Here is a 16231-nt window from a genome sequence, read left to right as displayed (position 1 = left end):
CACAGCCCGCCACGACTTATCGGCGGTGAGGGCAGGGCGCTCCAGCTCCCGTGCCTGCGCGAGGCACGCCCGATCGCCGAGCGACAGCCCGAGGCTGGCGGTCGACGCCCGCAGCCGGCATGACGCTCGGCTACCAGCTATTTATTGCTCTGTTGCTTCTCCTGCCCGGCATCGTCGGGTGGGTATGCGTTCGAGCCGGTTCAACCGATGACCTCCTGAGCCCCATGCCCGACCGGCAAGGCTCAACCACCACATTGGCTGCGATCGTGCTCTTCGCATGCCTCGGGCATCTGTTGGCGGCCATGGCCATCGACCTCAACAGTCGGGTCGCCGCCACCTGGACGTTGCTGTCATATGATCCCGACTTCTACCGGGTGATCCTGAGCCCGACTACCGAAGCGCGTAACGCCCACGACATCTGGACGGCGCTTTCAGGCCTGTTGTGGACCAGCTTCGTAACGGGTGCGCTTTGCTATTGGCTCGGTCGCAAAGGAGCGCTTCAGAACCTCGTGAAGCCTTCTGCGGCTGGATGGCTTCAGCGCGTTGTCGATGCGTCCGCTGCATCGGACAAGGTCGCTCTCGCCTACGTGATGACAAAAGCCGAGCACGAGGGGAATTTCGTGGCCTACGAGGGCGTGGTCGAGGCCATCAGCCTCGACGAGGATCAGTGCGTCGGCATGATCACGATGTCGAAGGTGGACCGCTTCTTGGTCACGGTTGATGCTAAAGGAGTGCATCGGCAAGCACCAGCGGCGAAAGATGTGATCGCGATCTTGCGCCTCAGGAAAGACGAGATCGCCAATATCGCGTTCGATACACTTGACGTAGCAAGTGACACAGTTGAGACCTTTTTTAAGCTTCGGTGGACAGAGCGCGTAAAGCGCGCATGGAAAACCTACGGTGAGACCGAACTCCATTCTGATTTAACATAAGAAGTATTATCAATCTGAAATAGGTAAGCGCAACTTCGAAAAGAGACACCTCCGCAATTTCCAAACGAGACTCGTCTCATGCTGCCGGCGTCTGATGCCATCGGTCTGTTCTTCATCTCAAGCCAGGCCGACCGCTACAGGCGGTCCTTCAGTCCTTTTGCAGCCGCAAACGACACCTTCCGTGATGCCTTGATGGTCATGGCTTCGCCGGTCGCAGGATTCCGTCCCTGACGCTCGGGGCGGCTCTTGACGGTGAATTTGCCGAAACCGGGAATAGCGACGTCATCGCCCTCTGCTGCTGAGGCGGCGATCGCGTCGAAGACCGCAGCAATCATTGCCTTTGTGGCGGTTTCGGTCGCGCCGGTGGAAGAGGCAACGCTCTTGGTCAGTTCGCTCATATTCATGTAATCGACACCTTATGTAGTTGGACAAGGTGCATATCATGACCAAATCCGAAGCCAAGATGATCCTGGATCAGGACAATGCTACGGCTGTGCGGCTGATGGTCGAGCGCCTACCGGATCACCAGGTCATCGAGATCTACAGCCTGACGGGCGGCACCGGGCCGGTGGCCGATCTCGCAGCCGACCAGATGGAGCGGCGAAACCTCGACTATTGATGGGCAGAGGCTCCAGGCGCTGCCATGCTGTCGGCATCCTGTCGCGTGTAAGCAACGCCGATCCGGTTGGTCGCGGACGCTCGGCGCGCGAGCACTCTGCGAATAGTGGCGATAGCCTCGGCGGTCGACGGTGCCGACAGGCGCTTCGTCTGAGACGGCCCCGCGATCCGGCCCCATGACAGTTCGATCAGCTGGTGCCCGAAAAGATCCTCGGTGCGCTCAATACGATAGGCTCGCCGGCAGTTGCGACCTTCATCGACAGCGGTGAGCTCGATGAAGGAAGCACCGGCTAAATCGGTCAGAGACATAGTCGACAGCACTAGGGGCGCACACTGTGCGGGTGAAACGGGCATTTTGAATCACCTCGTGGCTTGTGATTCATGCGCTCGATCACTCCTCACCCCGGTACCCTTTGGGAAGGGCCGCAATCATCGCCTTGGCTGCATCCGCGATCGCCGAGGTCTGGTTGTTCGACAGATGCTCGGCGATGCGTCCGCAGTTCAGGATGTGCGCGGTGATCTCCTCGCGCGTCGCGGCGCCGGCGTCGATGGACGTCGCATACTGCTCGCCAAGCAGGACGCGGGTGAAAACCATTTCCTCGCGAAGCGCCTGTAGCGTCAGGCGATCGTCCATACTGTCCTCGGGGGCGCTCATGCCTTCACTACGGGCAAGTCGCTTATTCGTGTCGTCCATGCCGGCGATTTCATGTCAGCGCGCATCTTCCAAGACCGTTTGAACCCCTGGCTGCCGGGCACAACCGTCATTCGGCCGAACTTGCCGTTGATGTCGTCGATCGCCGCCATGAGCCGCTCGCGCTGAGCGGACTGGTCCTGGTTTTCGAACAGCGTGCGCGGCCGTGCGTCGGCCGCCGCCAGCTGCTCGAGCATGATGCCCGCCTTCGTGAACTCGAAACCGCGACGATACGCGCGCTCGACCAAGCGCCGGGCAAGGGAGATCAGCTCGAAGCTGTCGGCAGTCATGGGATGCAGTGCCCCGCCCCGCGACGCGCCATATTGCGGCCGATCCGGCTTGTGGCGGTTGGTGTGGAAGAACACCGCCATACGCCCTGCCACGAGGCCGTGCTGGCGCAGCTTCTCGCCGGCGCGCATGGCGAATTGCGAGATCGCCCCCATCAGCTGCTCAAGGTCGGCGATCGGCGTGCCGAACGAGCGCGTCACCGCCATGCCCTTACGATCGGGAGCCACGAGTTCGACCGCGTCGGCCTGGACGCCGTTGAGTTCGGCCACGAGGCGCTCCAGTACGACGGTGCCAAGCCCCCTCGCCTGCCGCAGCGGCATGTCGCGCAGCTGGCCAGCGGTTCGAATGCCGAGGTCGCTCAGCTTGCGCGTGGTCGCGCCCCCTACCCCCCACACGTCCGCGGCGTCGAACCGGTCCATCACGTAGCGGCGGATATATTCGTCGCGCAGGTCTGCGACGCCGTCGAAGATCGGATTCTTCTTGGCGGCCGCGTTGCCGAGCTTGGCCAGCGTCTTGGTTGGCCCTAAGCCGACACAGGTGGGGATCGTGGTCCACTGCAGGATCTGCGCGCGCAGCTTCTGGCAATGGTCGACCAGATCGAGGTGTTCGAAACCGGTCAGATCGAGAAAATTCTCGTCTATGGAATAGATCTCGATGTCGCGCGCGAACGGTTCGGTCGCCGCCAGCACGCGCCGCTGGATGTCGGCATACAAGGTATAGTTCGAACTGCGGACCGCCACACCGTGCGCTTTGATAAGATCGCGGATCTTGAAAATGGGATCACCCATCTTAATGCCGAGCGCCTTGGCCTCCGCAGATCTGGCGACCGCATTGCCGTCGTTGTTCGAAGCCACGATCGCCGGAACGCCGCGAAGGGACAAATCCATGACGCGTTCTGCGGAAACATAGAAGGAATTACAGTCGCATAAGGCGATCGGCCCGCTCATCGGCGATAGCGCCTGACCAGTCCCACGACCACGCCCCAGATCTCGGTGTATTCGTCGACCTCGAGGTGCGGGTAGCCTTCAGCTTCGGGAACGAGCCAGAACCGCCCATCGAGCTTCTTGAGGCGCTTCAGAGTGCGATCGCCATGCATCACGGCAACCACGACGTCGCCGGCGATTGCCTGCTTCGCACGGCTGACCGCGACCAGGTCTCCATCATTGATTCCGGCACCGGTCATCGACCAGCCTTCGACCCGCATCAGATAGGTGGCAGCTGGTTGCTCGATCAGCCATGCGTTGAGATCGATGGGGTCGTCTTCCTCGCCCTCGGCGGGGCTGGGAAACCCTGCAGGAACGCGCACCAGCGCGAGCGGGATCGAGGATCGGGTATCGGCCCATTGGAGTTCTGTCAGTCGAATCTGGTTTTGCATTTGTGCCCGCTTTCGCGGGCACTGGTAGCGCGAAACAGAACATGTAGGGAACAGCCAACCTGTGTTGGACGTCAAAAAGCCAATTCGGATATCAGAGAAGGCGTTGTAAACGTGCCAAAAGCTCGGGTGCTGCAAGCCAAGCGCCATGGAGCGCCGACACCAGGCCGGCGACAGTCATCGCACCGATTGCCGCGACTTCGCATACGAATGCCACTCGTCGCAGCCGGGAGCGCCTTCGTTCCACGCTCAATTAATCGGCTCGAGGAGCCCCGTAGCTTCGGCATCATGCAGGGCGAAGTCGAGCGGACGAGCTGCGGGATGCCGGCGAAGCGCGTCGATCGCGTTGCAGATGTGAAGGGAGGCGTCTGTCTGGCCTTCTCGATCAAACAAGCGCAACAACCAGAAGCACCCTTCGAGCATGGCCTCGAAGGACGCTCGGCCTCGTCCACACTAGGCGACGACTGCGCGCTGCTCATTTGATGCCAATACCGTCGCTGGCAGTCCGGCGAAGATACGCGCGGCGAACGGCTTCACGATCGGGCGCAGCCTTGAGGCGGACAAGGCGGGATTCGATGCCACCCTCGTTGCGGCCCAGCTCGCCCATGATGGCGGCGATCGGCGTCGTCTCGCTGGTGAACCAGGCAAGGACGCGAGCGTCCTCTTCGGGCGACCAGCCTTGCCCACTCCTCGGCCCGCGAGGCTTGGGTGGTTTTGCCGGAGTTGCGCGAAGCGGCGGGCTAATCTTTGTTGGTTCGTCCGTTAGGCGGGCGGCCGCTTCGACAAGGGCCAGCCATCCCTCCCGCGGCATTTCTATGACTTCGCCATCTGGCGAGCAGTACGTCCCATGGGCGCCGTCGAACGTGAGCGAGTGAAGCCGACCGTCAACCTCCCAGGAAAGTTGGGGTTTGCCGAGTCTGGTCGTCACGGAGGTCTCGGGTTTCATGACACCATTGTAGCGATTCTCGTCGCTCCGATCATCTGTTCTATCGTGCGAAGTCAAACAGTTGCACCCAGACTGGACCTAACGACGATACCCATGATCGCGACCGTCAAGGTCAAGAAACCGAACAGGATCTTCGCTAATCCAGCGCGGCGAGCCGCTGCCCCGGTGCGCATCTTTCGCGCGGTGCGATCGATCCGGGTCCGGACCGAAAGCCAGCCATCGAACACGTCGGTAAGCCCGTAGGTCATAAGCGCGAAGGCGATCAGCAGGACGAAGCCTTTCACCAGAGCGGGATCCACGACCATGAGAACCATGCCGGACAGCGCGAGGACCGTCCCGAGGATCTTGGTCACATCGAGCATCGGCATGATCCGATACAAGCGAACCGATCTGCTTACTCGAACGCGGCCCAGGGGGCGGTCGCAGCCCGCGCAGCGATGGACGAGATGCGCGTCAGCCCAACGACCCAGCGGCTTGGTGCAGTAGGGGCAATTCGCTGCCGGGACGCCGGTGAGCATGTTCATGGCTTCGGACTCTCGATTGGCGGCGCCGTCACAGCTGCGGGCTTAGCCGGCAAGCGCGCTTGCACGTCGACGATGAGCTTACGGAACGCGTCGAGGACTGCCAGCGAGGTGATCTTTCCGATATCGGTCGACCCGTAGGTGCCGCCGAGCGCGCCCACGCCAAGCCCAAGCAGCAGACCACCACCGACGACGCCGATATCCTTCTTGCGGGCCGAGCCGGTCGCGACCGCCTCCTGCAACCCGGTGTCGACCGATACCAGCGATAGCATGACCTGGCTCTCGAGCGTCTTCGACTTGAGGCCGACCGCGCCGCCCAGCGCGCCGCCTAAGCCGCCGCCGCTTTCGCGGCTCTTGGCATCGGAATAAAGCACCTGCGCGCTGATGAGGTAGTCCGCTTTGGTCATCGCCGCGGACGGCGTTGCCCCCGCCATCGCGCGTTCACGCTCGAGCGCGGACATTGCGGCACCGCGGTCTGCTACCCGAAAGCAGTTGGAGCGTGCGGCCATGAGTTTGATGAGCGGCAAGGGATCGACCCTGGCCGTTCCGCCTCCTTGCTGCGCCTCTGCCATTTTGAGCAGCGCTGCCAAACCGGGAGAAAGGCTGTCGCGCATGTCGGGCGCCTTCTCCTCGACCAGGGCAACGACGCCGAGCGGGGCCGCGCATCGTGGCAGCTCGGTGTTCTCGTCGACACCGGTGCCGCCCTGCCCCAGCTTTTGCGCGAGCGCGGGAGTGCCGGCGAGCGCGAGGCCCGCCAGCAACCCAGCGGCGATCATTCGCCTAGCCATGCTTCACCTTGCCCTGCGCATGCTTGGTGGGATCGCAGATGCCCGCCTTTTCCTCGGCGACCTTGCGCGCGATCTTGGCTTCGTCGCAGTCCGCGCAATCGGGGCAATCAGGGCAGTCGGGGCAATCCCCGCAGTCCTTGAGGTCGCACTTGACGTGGTGCTTCCCGGCGTGCGCGTGGTAGGCCGCCTTCTTCTTCGCCACCCGCGCGGCGACATCCGTCCCGGCGGTGGAAGAGGCGTACTCGTTCATGGCCAGGAGGACCGGGCCCGGTTCAGCAGCGTGAGCTGCCGCAGGTACGGCGACGCTCGCGGCCATCAGGCCGAGCGTGGACGCCAACAGATATCGCTTCATCATTTGCATTCACTCCTTCTTGGTTGTGTTCACCACCCCGTGCGACGGCCGTCGCGCAGGTCATTGTCCCGGCGACCGGTGTCGCCGAGCGCCGAGCGACGGATCTCCAATCGGACCCCGTCGCCTCGTCTGCTGGTGCGGATATCGCGGAGATCCACGTCGTTGCGCTTCGCCCAGCGCTCCGCAGCGGCTTCGTCGCCGAAGTCGCCCATTTCCTCGAAATCCCAATTGCTCATGCTTCCTCCTTTCCGCGTCATCACGCTGCTGTTCGGCGCATCGCGCGCGAATCCGGTTGTGGTGCCAAAGCCTCGGCAAGCGCGCTGCGCACGCTGAGGGCGGTCTGACGGCCCCCTGAGAGCCTGATGGTCGTGTAGCCCGCCCGCGCCGTCATTTGGTCGCGCTGGGCGTCCTGGCGGGCGTTGTGGGTCCTATCGTCGAGCTCGACGATCGCGATGATGTCGCCGCTGGCCCGGTCCTCGAGGAGGAAGTCGACCCGTTTGGAAGAGAAGCGATTGCGCACCGACGTCGCGCGGCTCCGGTCGAGCCCCCGCGCAGGCTGCAGGATCGCGCCCATCGACACCTGGGCATGAACCCGCGCGCTCGGAATTGCTTGCTCGATGAACCCGCAGACGATCCGCTCGCGCTTGGTCATCAGCTCGCGCGGCCGCACTGGCAAGCGACCGATGCCCGATCTCCCGCCTAGCAAGCGCAGCAAGGCGACAGCGAGGACAGCCAGGACCAGGAAGATGATGTGCTGCTGGGTCATAGCGGATCCGGTCCGGTCAGCATTTGACGCGTCGGCAGATTGCCATCGAACCGGCGATGCAGGTTGATGCCGTTTCCGCCGCGCGCCGGGAAATCCATCAGCTTTGCGACGGTCTCGAATTGGGTGTTGGGCCCGAAAAAATCCTTCGGGCCGTGCCACTTCTGGCCCTCGACGATCCGCATGCGCCACCTCCCCGCCGGGGCGGGAACGTCGATGTCGTCGTTCGCTGCCACGAAGACGGAAAGGGCGTGTGCGCCGGTGCGGGGATCGATCAGCTGGACGACGGCATTCGCCTCGGCCGCGCTGACGCGGAGGCGGCTCTGGACGAGACCCAACGGCAAAGTGCGCGCCACCGCGACACTTCCCGATTCCGGAAAAGTGATCGCTGGTTGGAAATCCGGAAGCCATCCCCGACGCTTCGCGTCGGCCAGGATGCCGATCGCCACCGGCACCAAGCAGAGGATGGGGATCAGACCGCGCAGAGCAGGCGTCCAACCGGCGCGGCCTGTACGAGTACGCCGGCGGCGACCGTAGCGCATCGCTATGCGATCGTACTCGTCGAACTCGGTGTTCTTTCCGACCCAGCTCGCGCTGCCCAGCGGAACGTCTTCGCGTTCGACCCTGCCCTTCTTGTCATTCCAGACAGGGATCGACGCCGCTCCACCCTGTTTCCGGTAGCGGTCGCGCATATAGTCGCGGTCGGAGAGGCCCATGTCAGGAGCGGGCCTTCGCCAGCATGAACCGACGCGCGGGCAGACGAATGGTGATCTCCCCCGGCTCGCCGCTTGTCAGCGCGCGCGCCAGCGGCCGCAACAGCAACAGAAGCAGGACCGCGATCGCCGCGAACGAGAGAGCGTCCCCGGCCCATTTCATCGCATGTTCGTGATGCGCCTTGGCGATGCATGTCTTGAGGCTGTTGGCTTCGAGATCGCACCAGTGAACGTGCTGCAGGTGCTTCACGGAATCCCAGGTAACTACGGGCGTCATTTCGGCGTTGGTCATGGTCACAGCTCCAGTCCAATGTCTTTTTCGGGGAACGGCAGATCCTTCGCAGGCGGGCCAAGTTCAGCGCCAAGGCCGAGCGGCTTGCCGTGCAGTGACGCAAGGTCAGGCGGCAGCGTCGGGTTGAAGCTGGCCTCGCGCGGCGTAGGTCCGTGAGCCGGAGCGCTTCGAGACGGAGCGTCGACGTCAATCTTGCCCACGGTCTCGAGCGCCGAGGTCTTGTTGCCTTCGTTGCGCTCGATCGCGCTGGTCAGCCTGTCCTTGTTGTCGGTGTAGAGCGTCAGATCGTCGCGCACGCGGGTCACGGTCACGTTGAACAGTCGCTGGTTGGAAAGATTGCTCTCGGTCGAGCTCATCACCGCGATGCCTTTGTCGGCCGTGATGCCTTGCGCCATGTGCATGTTGAGCGCGTAGGCGAGGCCCATGCGCTCAAGCATGGGATCGCCGGTCTTCAATTCGTGCAGGGTCTTGTCGGCCGCCTCTACGGTGATCCCCTTGTCCGATACCGACACTACCCGCGCGAGAGCGGCATTGAGCAGTCCGCGATCCTTGTCGTTCTGCGTCCAGCGGATCTGATCGTTCTCGTGGAGCTTGATGCTCTCACGCTGGCTGAGGCCGAGCGCATCCCGCTTGTCCATAGGGTCGATCTTCTGCGGATCGAAGCGCAGGGTCTTACTGCCCGAGCGCAGCTCTACCCTGCCCTTGGCATCGACGCCGATGACCTCGTAGGTGCCGCGGCGAAGTCCGAGCTCGCTGACCGCGCGCGCGACCTCGACCGTCTGCCCGGCGGCATAGGTCTTGGCGTAGCGCAACTCCTCGCGGGTCGTGTTGACCCGTTCGATCACGCTGAACGTCCGCCCCTCGCCCGCCAGGGTACCGTCCGCCTTCAGCCCTGCCTGCACGCGTTCGTTCAACTCGGCGCGAGACGCGCGGCCAGAAGCGAACAGCGCGGTCGCGTCGCGTTCGTCCTTGGGCAGGGATAGCCAATGGTTGGCGGCCGCCTCGACGTGGGCCGGACTGGCCTTCAGCTTTTCGCCCAGGACACCGAGCGCTTCGCGCACGGCGCCACGGTTGGCGAGCGCGGCGACGCTGCGCAGCTGATCCGTGCGCTGGCGCAGGTTCTCGTCCATGCGCTCCATGGCGATCCCGCCAGCTTGTGCCAGTGCGAACGACTTGCCCGCGTCGATCGCGGAAAGCTGCTGACGGTCGCCGATCATCACGAGGCGGTCGACCCCAAGCGCATTGGCGATTCCGACCAGATGGCGCATCGGTGTGCTGCCGACCATCGAGGCTTCGTCGAGCACGAGGACCGTGCCCTTGAGTTCGTTCCGGGCCCCTTCGTAGCCCTCTCCCCGCCCCGCGAGCGCATGTCGGGCATAGGTGTTGACGAACGACGACACCGTCTGCGCCTCGATCCCCGAGCCCTCGCGCAGATCGCCGACCATCTTGTTCTGAAAGGCGAGGCCCAGCACCTTGCGACCTTCGGCTTCGGCAACCCGGGCAACGCTGGCGATCATGGTCGACTTGCCGGCGCCCGCGACGCCTTGCACGGCAACGATCCGATCGGACGAGGACAGCGCCAGCGTGGCAGCGGCCATCTGCCCGGCGTTCAGTGTCTTGTCCCCGGACGCGTCGGTCAGCCGCATCACCACTTGGTCGGGCGCGACGATTGGTTTGGCAGCCGCCTTCCCCGCGTCGATCTCGGCCAGGATCTTCGCCTCAGTCGCGAGCGCTTCGGGCGTGGTGACATGCGTCACGACCCCGTCGATCCGGTTGGACTTTCCCGGGATCAGCTTTTCGTCGCGGACGAGTTCGCTGATGCGCGCGTCGACCTTCTCGGCCGTGACCCCTGCAAGCCCGAGATCGAGCGCAGTGCGGGTGACCTCGGGCACCGAAAACGCCGCCTCACGCTGCTCGAGGATGCGGACAGCCGAGGCGACCGCGTGCTGCGCGCGATATTCCGAGGCGGTCAGGCCGAGCCGGTCGAGGCCGCGATCGACCAGCGGGTCGCGTGGGCTGAAAATGCTGCCGACCGCTTCCCTGATGCCGGTCAGAACCTCGTTGAGGCCCCGCTCGGTTCGCAAACCGTGTTCTGCGGAGCCAGGGCTTGATCGCCCGATCGCTTGGGCCAGCAGAGCCTTTCCGTCGAAGCCCAGCGCCGCCGCGCGTTCGCGCCAGCTGTCCCGCAAGCTGAGCCGATCTTCGACATTGAGTTTTGGGTCGCGTGTGTTCGTGGTGACTTTGTCGAGCCCCTTCGGGGATGAAATGCCCAATTCCTCTGCCTTGGCGAGGATCTCCGCCCGACGCTGGCTAAATTCCTCGAGCACCTCCTTGGGGACACCCTTGATCTCGAACTGGCCGTGCTTGCCGGTCAGCTGGGTCTCGTAACCGAGCTTGGCCAGCTCGGACCGGAACTGCGCGTTGTACGCCGCGCCCAAAGTGGTGTTGTTCTTCCAGAGCTGACTGTTGTGCAGCGCCTGCCAGGCACCGTTGGCCATTCGCGTCATGTTGGCGATCACGACGTGGATATGCCCTTGCGGGTCGAGCGCGCGGCTCGTGTCGTGTTGGAACAGCGCATAGACCAGGTTCCCGGTCCGCACCGGTTCGCCTGATTTAGTCCGCTCGTAGGTACGACCCTCCGCGAACTGCTTCTCAGCCCAGGCCATGGTCGTGCGGACAGCGTTCCAATGGGCCTTCAGGACGCGTTCGTCGCCAGCGACATAGGCCATCACGCTCGCCGACTTGGGCATCGAGAAGGTGAGGTCGATCCCCGACTGTCGGTTCTGGACCTGGCCCACCTTCTCCCCATCGGGCAGTTCCCCGTTGAGGATTTTCTCGAGAGTTTCCTTCGCTACTTCGCCGGCCAGGCCGAGCGCCTTCGCCCCTTCTCCGGCCCAGCCACTGGCTTCGGTGGCGTGTTCGCCGGCGTAGTATTCGGCCGCATGATAGTCGTCCTTGGCGAAGTAGTTCGCGGCGCCGGACGCGGATTTGACGGAGGCAACGCTCAGCACGTCACATCTCCATGCCGTCATCGAGCTCCGCCTCTACGGCGGGGTCTTCACGATGGTGATGATGGTGCGGATGGATCGGGGCGACGCCGGCACCTTCGCGCGTCTCGCGCAGGATCTGCTCTTCGCCCCGGTCTCTCGCGTCCGGGCCATGTCGACGTTCGGTCAGCGCCTGCGTTGCCTTGGTACGAGCCATCTCAAGCTCATCCGTCTTGGCGGTGAGCGCGCCGACACTAAAGACCGATGCGCCCCCCACCGGTTTTGCGCCCGCGGTCACCTCTCTGCCTTCCGCTACGTGGGGTGACTGGTCCTGGGCGGGGGCGGGTGCGCGCTCGATGTCGTTGACGACTGCGCCAAGATCGCCGCGCACCACGATCGCCTCGGCCGCCAGCTCGGCTTCCGAGCGGCCGTCCTGATGTTTGACCTCCTCGCCGGGTTCCGTGCGCTCGATTTCCTGCTCGTCCTCCGGTCCGGTGAGCGGCGTATGCTCGCGACCACCTTCCCCTCCCTCTTCCGCGCGTTTCGGCGCCGCAGGCGCCTTGGCCTTGGGCGGCACGTAGGGCGTCGGTTCCATCTTGGTGACCCGGAGAAAGCCTTCGGCGACCTGCGGATAGTCCTGCCACTGCAGTTTGATCCTTGCCGCGGGGAAGCCGTCGGGAAACTTGATGAACCCGTGCATCGACGGCAGGTTCGTGATGTCGTCCGGAATGACGAGCGGCTCGATCATCTTGCGCGGTGTGAGGGTCGAGGCGTCGCGGGTGTTGTTGTAGCCGTAGCTGTAGGCCTCATCCATCTGCCGGACCTCGCGGTTGCCGATGAATTCCGCGCAGCGCTCGGCGGATCGATAGTCGGCCGTGGCGAGGATCAGCTTGGTGCGCGCAAGGCCAGTCAAGCTGACCGCGCCCTGCTCGCCATAGGTCTCGACCAGCTTGTCGAACGAGTGGATGCCAAGCACGAACGCGCCGCCGAAGTTGCGTGCAGTCTGCAGGCCATGCTCGATCGCCGGCAGTGCGTGCAGCGCATGTACCTCGTCGAACAGGAACCAAGTGCGCAAGTCGCGGGTGCGGGGCAGGCGCATCAGGCTGTTGACGGCAAGGTCCATCCAGAGGGTCAGGAGCGGACGCGTGAGCGTCAGGTCGGTGTGGTTCGACGTGATGAACATGATCGACCCGGGGGCATGTTCCTGCGTCATCCAGTCGGTGATCGAGAAACCCTGCGCACCGCCCTCGACCGGGTCGGGCAGGAACCGCAGGACATTGCCGTTGGTGTTGAAGACCGAGCGGATCGATTCCGCCATGCGCGCCGCTTTCTCGGTCGTCAGCGGGGCCGCAACGGTGTCTTCGAGCTTGGCGTGGATTCGCTTCAGCTCGGCAGTCATGAGGTGGTGCGCGATCGCCGCGTTCGAGGTCTCGCCGTCCGCTTTCAGCTTGATGCAGATTTCGACGAATAGCGTCCGCGCTGCGAGCTGCCAGAATGGCTCCTTGTCACCGGGATCGGAGGGGATGAGCGCGGTCGCGGCCGATAGAAAATCAGCGTAGATGTCGCAGTCGTTGAAGATGGTCCAGGGCCGGCAGCGCTGGTCCATGGGGTTAAGGATGACGTCGGTTTCGGGGTTGTAGAAACTCTCGACGAAAGCGCCGGTGAGATCGAAGATAACCGCGCTTTGCCCGCGCTCGCGCAGCTGCTTGACGATGCTGCGAAGCTGCGTGGTCTTGCCTGCGCCGGTCGTGCCGATCAACATCGTGTGCGACTGCTCGAGGCGCCACGGATAGGCGATCCCGGCGATCTTGTAGGGCTGGTGAATGCCCAGCGCTCTTTTCGACGCGCGATTCAGGATGACCACGTCTTTCGGGAGCATCGGCGGAGATAGGTTCTGACACTCGTAGGCGAAGCGGTTGTTGTTGTGCGCGCGCACCTCGTTTTGGAGGATGTCGCGCGTGACAAGCATGGCCCCGCGTTCATGCCGTTCCTGCAAGATCGCCTTGCCCCGCTTGCGCGAGAAATCGACGTACCACATGGTCAGCGGCGCGGTGATAAAGGCGCTCATCACGAGTGATGCGAACAGGATGCGCATCATGGTTTGCCAGGCCGCGTTGACTAAGGGATTGAAGGGCACGTAGCCGATCGGCATCGCGCGGATCGTTCGCCCCGGAAGGGTCAGGTGAACGATCTTCTGCGGGTCGAACCCGAGGTAGGTCCAGAGCGTCGAGTAGAGGCGCATGAGGATCATCTGGAATTCGAACTCGGCGAGCCCGAACAGGATGAAGACGGTGAGGCACAGGGCGAGCACCAGGCCGTAGATCTTGAGGGGGATGCTGACCCCTGCAAACCACATCCAGAACTCGTGCGTGACGAGCTGCGATCCACGAGTGAAATTGCCCGCGTTTCGAGTCACGCGTCCGCGTGCGGAATGATGCTCGATGGTGGCCGCTTTGCCGTTGAAACGGATGTCGTCCCTACGCATGGAATTCAGCCATGCGTTGCTCGGCAATGGTGTTCAGTTGAGGGGCCGCGTCAGCGTGTTCCCGGTGGACAATAACGTCCAGCGCAGCCTGCATGCGTTCGAGGCACATGACGAGCCGTGGGGCATTTATACCATGGGAAGCAACGGCGAATGGGACGCCTATGCGAAGCGCTGTTCGGATGACTTCAGCGCGGGTTGTTCCCAAACTCCGCGCGGCGCTGTCGAGCGCAGCAGTTTCTTGTTCGGTCAGCCTGAGGCTGATTACCTTGGACTTGTCGATCATCACCAGTCCCTGTCTTCAGGACTGGCTGGTGGGGGTTTCGCAGTGTCCTTTTAGCGCAAGGCTGTCAGGGTGTGAAGATTGAAACTGTATTCCGATTGTCGTCTGCCGAAAATCGTGAAATATCAGTCTTGTAGCGGCAAACTGAGGCCGCGACTACACCTGTATGACGAGATTACAGACGTAGTATCTCCATGTTATCAACGGGTTAACTAGTGCGGTCGCCGCATAGGGTGTGCAAATCTATAGGGACTGCTGACGTGGTTGCTGCTCCTGGGTCGCTGGTCGTTCGATAGGGGTGCCAGAATCCGGTTGGGGCTGCGCCGTGCGCAATAGTCCCGGACCGTCCAAGGGGAAAGCGAAGCGATCCCTTACCCGAGCGTGCCCTAGCCGAAGGCCAGGCACGCGCCCCCTTTCCCGTCGGACATAACTGGGTCGCCCATGCCTCTTCCGGCATGGCTAGTTCCCGGCGCTTCCATGTGCGTTGGGAGGCGGCTAAAGGTTTGCTCGGAGGCACCCAAAAACGAAGCACGAAAGAGACGAGAATGGCGGGATCACTTGAGAGCGAGCGCAAGGCAATCGAGGCCGAGGAATCGAAGTTGGCCGAGCGCCGGAAAAGGTTGCAGGAACGCGAGCAATCCGAGCGTCAGAAGCTGATCGGAAAGAGCGTCCTGATGAAGGCCAGCGAGGACCAGCTGGACACGATCCTGAAGCGCATGAAAGCGCTTGGTCTGGACGAGACGATCAAGCGCCTCGCCTGATCGACAACAGGACTGCGCCACGACACGGACGCGAGGGGTTCGATGCCCCTCGTGTCCGTTTGGCCTAGCAAGCAAAAAGAGAGGGGCGCGCGGCCCCTCCCCTGTCGTTTCAGAACTCGTCGTGCATGCCGCCCGGGATGGTGTGGATGACCCGGCTTGCGAGATGTGCCGGGAGGGCGTTGTAGTCGCCCTCGTCGATCGCGATGAAGCGGTCGTCTCGCTCGGCAATGATGTGCTGGTTGAAGTAGCTGTGCGGAGCGCGTCGTTCGGCAATTTCGAGAGCGTCGAGGTAAGCGGAATTGTTCGTGCCGGTGTAGTGAAGCTGCAGGGTCATGTTTGCCTCCATGATTGTCGAAATTGACAGGGTCATGAGGGACGTTCGGCAGCAGGCGGGGTCAGGGACGTGCGGGCGCAGCCCGTGCGCCGCGAAGCGGGCGGTGGGGGAGCCGATTTTGACGGTTCGGGTCCGGAGCGTAGCGTAGCGAAGCGGAGTGGCCCGGGCCGTCAAAATTGGGGGTACCGCCGATCCTTGACGCCGCCTGCCTGGCGGATGTCAGAATGGGAAGTCATGTGTGAGAGCCCTTGGTTCCTTGGAGGGCGCAACGGTGCCGCCAGAGCCTTGAGCCTTTCGGGCAAATGGAAGGGGGCGCCGGCACCGCCGACGCCCCCGGACGCCCGATCTGGGAGGAGGCTAGGCCCAGACCAGACGTTTCCCGTTTCGCGAACGCTGCGACGCCATTGCGTCCAGCTGTCCGAGGTAGGTGTCCATGCCCTCGCGCTCGAGGTAACGCCGCGTCGCGGGATCCGTGATCGCGGACGTTAGGTCTGCAAGGTCGATCTCGCCCGTCGCGTCGCGCTGTGCGCCGATCGCCGCCAGCAGTGCGTAGGCGTTGGCGTTCGACAGTTGCATTTCGGTGGTGCCGTCCGGAGTGGTGGACACGCCCATCATGATCGATGCCGACTCCTCGTCCTTCCAGAAGCGCACGTTGAGCCCTTCGAACTGCGCTTCCTCGACGACGGCGATGACGGCTTCGCTGTCCCCGAACAGGCCGGCTATCGTCGCCCAGGACCACGGGCAGACGCGGGCTTCGAAGCCGTAGGCGAGATAGCCGAAGTCATCGTCGTCATAGACGTCGACCAGCTGGCCATGCTGACGCGCGAATGCGCGGAAAGCGGCCAGCTGGCGAGCGGTCACGACGGCCGGTTTGGCGCGCAATTCGGCATCGGATCGAACGGTGAAGGTGATCATCTCGGAACTCCCGAATGGTTCACTCTTCCGATCCCCCTCGCCTCTCTCCCCGGGCCGTCGCCGAAGGCGGCAGGCGCCGGGGGGACGCATGTGGGATGTTGCGCTCCGCATGGGTGCCGGGACCGGCGAGGCGCAGGCCCGCGCAGCCCGTGAGGGCTGCATGCGGGCAAGCGAGCCGGGACGGTGTGAGCGA

General features: G+C 63.5%; 22 protein-coding genes. 4 read left to right on the top strand and 18 right to left on the bottom strand.

Annotation, left to right across the window (positions count from 1 at the left end):
* Positions 1–119: 119 nt before the first annotated feature.
* A complete protein-coding gene (locus LH20_RS22085; RefSeq protein WP_053556528.1) occupies positions 120–932 on the top strand; it encodes a hypothetical protein in 813 nt (270 codons plus the stop codon).
* A gap of 134 nt (positions 933–1066) precedes the next feature.
* Here LH20_RS22085 and LH20_RS22080 read toward each other — a convergent pair whose 3' ends face one another.
* On the bottom strand, positions 1067–1336 hold the full coding sequence (locus tag LH20_RS22080) for an HU family DNA-binding protein (RefSeq protein ID WP_053556527.1): 270 nt from the start codon (positions 1334–1336) through the stop codon (positions 1067–1069).
* A gap of 38 nt (positions 1337–1374) precedes the next feature.
* On the opposite strand from LH20_RS22080, the gene LH20_RS23830 reads away from it, so the two are divergent.
* Positions 1375–1551: a hypothetical protein gene (locus LH20_RS23830; protein ID WP_200905509.1), complete on the top strand. Its 177-nt coding sequence runs from the start codon at positions 1375–1377 to the stop codon at positions 1549–1551.
* On the opposite strand, the gene LH20_RS23175 is transcribed toward LH20_RS23830, so the two are convergent.
* The 4 genes from LH20_RS23175 to LH20_RS22060 all read right to left on the bottom strand — a co-directional run bounded on the left by LH20_RS23175 (position 1545) and on the right by LH20_RS22060 (position 3904).
* Positions 1545–1859 (bottom strand): WGR domain-containing protein, encoded by a 315-nt coding sequence (locus LH20_RS23175; RefSeq protein ID WP_083455640.1) that lies wholly within the window; start codon positions 1857–1859, stop codon positions 1545–1547. The genes LH20_RS23830 and LH20_RS23175 overlap by 7 nt on opposite strands.
* 82 nt (positions 1860–1941) lie before the next feature.
* Complete coding sequence (locus LH20_RS22070; protein WP_144423764.1) at positions 1942–2205, bottom strand: hypothetical protein; 264 nt, start codon at positions 2203–2205, stop codon at positions 1942–1944.
* Complete coding sequence (locus tag LH20_RS22065; protein WP_053556524.1) at positions 2202–3476, bottom strand: Y-family DNA polymerase; 1275 nt, start codon at positions 3474–3476, stop codon at positions 2202–2204. Before LH20_RS22065 ends, LH20_RS22070 begins: the two co-directional genes overlap by 4 nt.
* On the bottom strand, positions 3473–3904 hold the full coding sequence (locus tag LH20_RS22060) for a LexA family protein (protein ID WP_083455639.1): 432 nt from the start codon (positions 3902–3904) through the stop codon (positions 3473–3475). The genes LH20_RS22065 and LH20_RS22060 overlap by 4 nt, the downstream gene beginning before the upstream one ends.
* Positions 3905–4111: 207 nt before the next feature.
* Here LH20_RS22060 and LH20_RS23640 point away from each other — a divergent pair, with 207 nt between their 5' ends.
* Positions 4112–4384 carry a hypothetical protein gene (locus LH20_RS23640; protein WP_158501185.1) on the top strand — a complete coding sequence of 91 codons (273 nt, stop codon included), beginning with the start codon at positions 4112–4114 and terminating at the stop codon, positions 4382–4384.
* Here the strand turns inward: LH20_RS23640 and LH20_RS24120 are convergent.
* From LH20_RS24120 to LH20_RS22000, 11 genes are all read right to left on the bottom strand, one after another.
* Positions 4377–4829 carry a hypothetical protein gene (locus LH20_RS24120; RefSeq protein WP_144423762.1) on the bottom strand — a complete coding sequence of 151 codons (453 nt, stop codon included), beginning with the start codon at positions 4827–4829 and terminating at the stop codon, positions 4377–4379. The genes LH20_RS23640 and LH20_RS24120 overlap by 8 nt on opposite strands.
* A 71-nt stretch (positions 4830–4900) precedes the next feature.
* Positions 4901–5371, bottom strand: a complete 471-nt coding sequence (locus LH20_RS22045) for a hypothetical protein (RefSeq protein ID WP_053556521.1) — start codon at positions 5369–5371, stop codon at positions 4901–4903.
* Entirely contained in the window at positions 5368–6144 is a 777-nt protein-coding gene (locus LH20_RS22040) for a CsgG/HfaB family protein (RefSeq protein WP_235527240.1), read from the bottom strand. The genes LH20_RS22045 and LH20_RS22040 overlap by 4 nt, the downstream gene beginning before the upstream one ends.
* Before the next feature lie 4 nt (positions 6145–6148).
* Positions 6149–6511 (bottom strand): hypothetical protein, encoded by a 363-nt coding sequence (locus LH20_RS22035; RefSeq protein ID WP_053556519.1) that lies wholly within the window; start codon positions 6509–6511, stop codon positions 6149–6151.
* A 26-nt stretch (positions 6512–6537) separates the two neighbouring features.
* Positions 6538–6744: a hypothetical protein gene (locus tag LH20_RS22030; protein ID WP_053556518.1), complete on the bottom strand. Its 207-nt coding sequence runs from the start codon at positions 6742–6744 to the stop codon at positions 6538–6540.
* A gap of 20 nt (positions 6745–6764) precedes the next feature.
* Entirely contained in the window at positions 6765–7274 is a 510-nt protein-coding gene (locus LH20_RS22025) for a DUF2726 domain-containing protein (protein WP_053556517.1), read from the bottom strand.
* Positions 7271–7987 (bottom strand): hypothetical protein, encoded by a 717-nt coding sequence (locus tag LH20_RS22020; RefSeq protein ID WP_053556516.1) that lies wholly within the window; start codon positions 7985–7987, stop codon positions 7271–7273. The genes LH20_RS22025 and LH20_RS22020 overlap by 4 nt, the downstream gene beginning before the upstream one ends.
* Before the next feature lies 1 nt (position 7988).
* Positions 7989–8276, bottom strand: coding sequence for a hypothetical protein (locus LH20_RS22015; RefSeq protein WP_053556515.1), 288 nt, complete (start codon positions 8274–8276; stop codon positions 7989–7991).
* A gap of 2 nt (positions 8277–8278) precedes the next feature.
* On the bottom strand, positions 8279–11287 hold the full coding sequence (mobF, locus tag LH20_RS22010) for a MobF family relaxase (protein ID WP_053556514.1): 3009 nt from the start codon (positions 11285–11287) through the stop codon (positions 8279–8281).
* A gap of 1 nt (position 11288) precedes the next feature.
* Positions 11289–13514 carry a type IV secretion system DNA-binding domain-containing protein gene (locus LH20_RS22005; protein ID WP_442800471.1) on the bottom strand — a complete coding sequence of 742 codons (2226 nt, stop codon included), beginning with the start codon at positions 13512–13514 and terminating at the stop codon, positions 11289–11291.
* Between the two features lie 226 nt (positions 13515–13740).
* Positions 13741–14031 (bottom strand): ribbon-helix-helix protein, CopG family, encoded by a 291-nt coding sequence (locus tag LH20_RS22000; protein ID WP_053556512.1) that lies wholly within the window; start codon positions 14029–14031, stop codon positions 13741–13743.
* A gap of 542 nt (positions 14032–14573) precedes the next feature.
* Here LH20_RS22000 and LH20_RS21995 point away from each other — a divergent pair.
* Positions 14574–14789, top strand: coding sequence for a hypothetical protein (locus LH20_RS21995; protein ID WP_053556511.1), 216 nt, complete (start codon positions 14574–14576; stop codon positions 14787–14789).
* 109 nt (positions 14790–14898) lie between these two features.
* Here LH20_RS21995 and LH20_RS21990 read toward each other — a convergent pair whose 3' ends face one another.
* Both LH20_RS21990 and LH20_RS21985 read right to left on the bottom strand, forming a co-directional pair.
* The gene (locus tag LH20_RS21990; protein ID WP_053556510.1) at positions 14899–15123 is read right to left on the bottom strand and encodes a hypothetical protein; all 225 of its coding nucleotides are present in this window, start codon (positions 15121–15123) and stop codon (positions 14899–14901) included.
* 357 nt (positions 15124–15480) lie between these two features.
* On the bottom strand, positions 15481–16038 hold the full coding sequence (locus LH20_RS21985; protein WP_053556509.1) for a hypothetical protein: 558 nt from the start codon (positions 16036–16038) through the stop codon (positions 15481–15483).
* Positions 16039–16231 lie beyond the last annotated feature (193 nt).

The organism is Sphingopyxis sp. 113P3, from assembly GCF_001278035.1.
In the GTDB taxonomy this organism is placed as follows: Bacteria; Pseudomonadota; Alphaproteobacteria; order Sphingomonadales; family Sphingomonadaceae; genus Sphingopyxis.
This window is presented reverse-complemented; position numbering and strand designations above follow the sequence as displayed.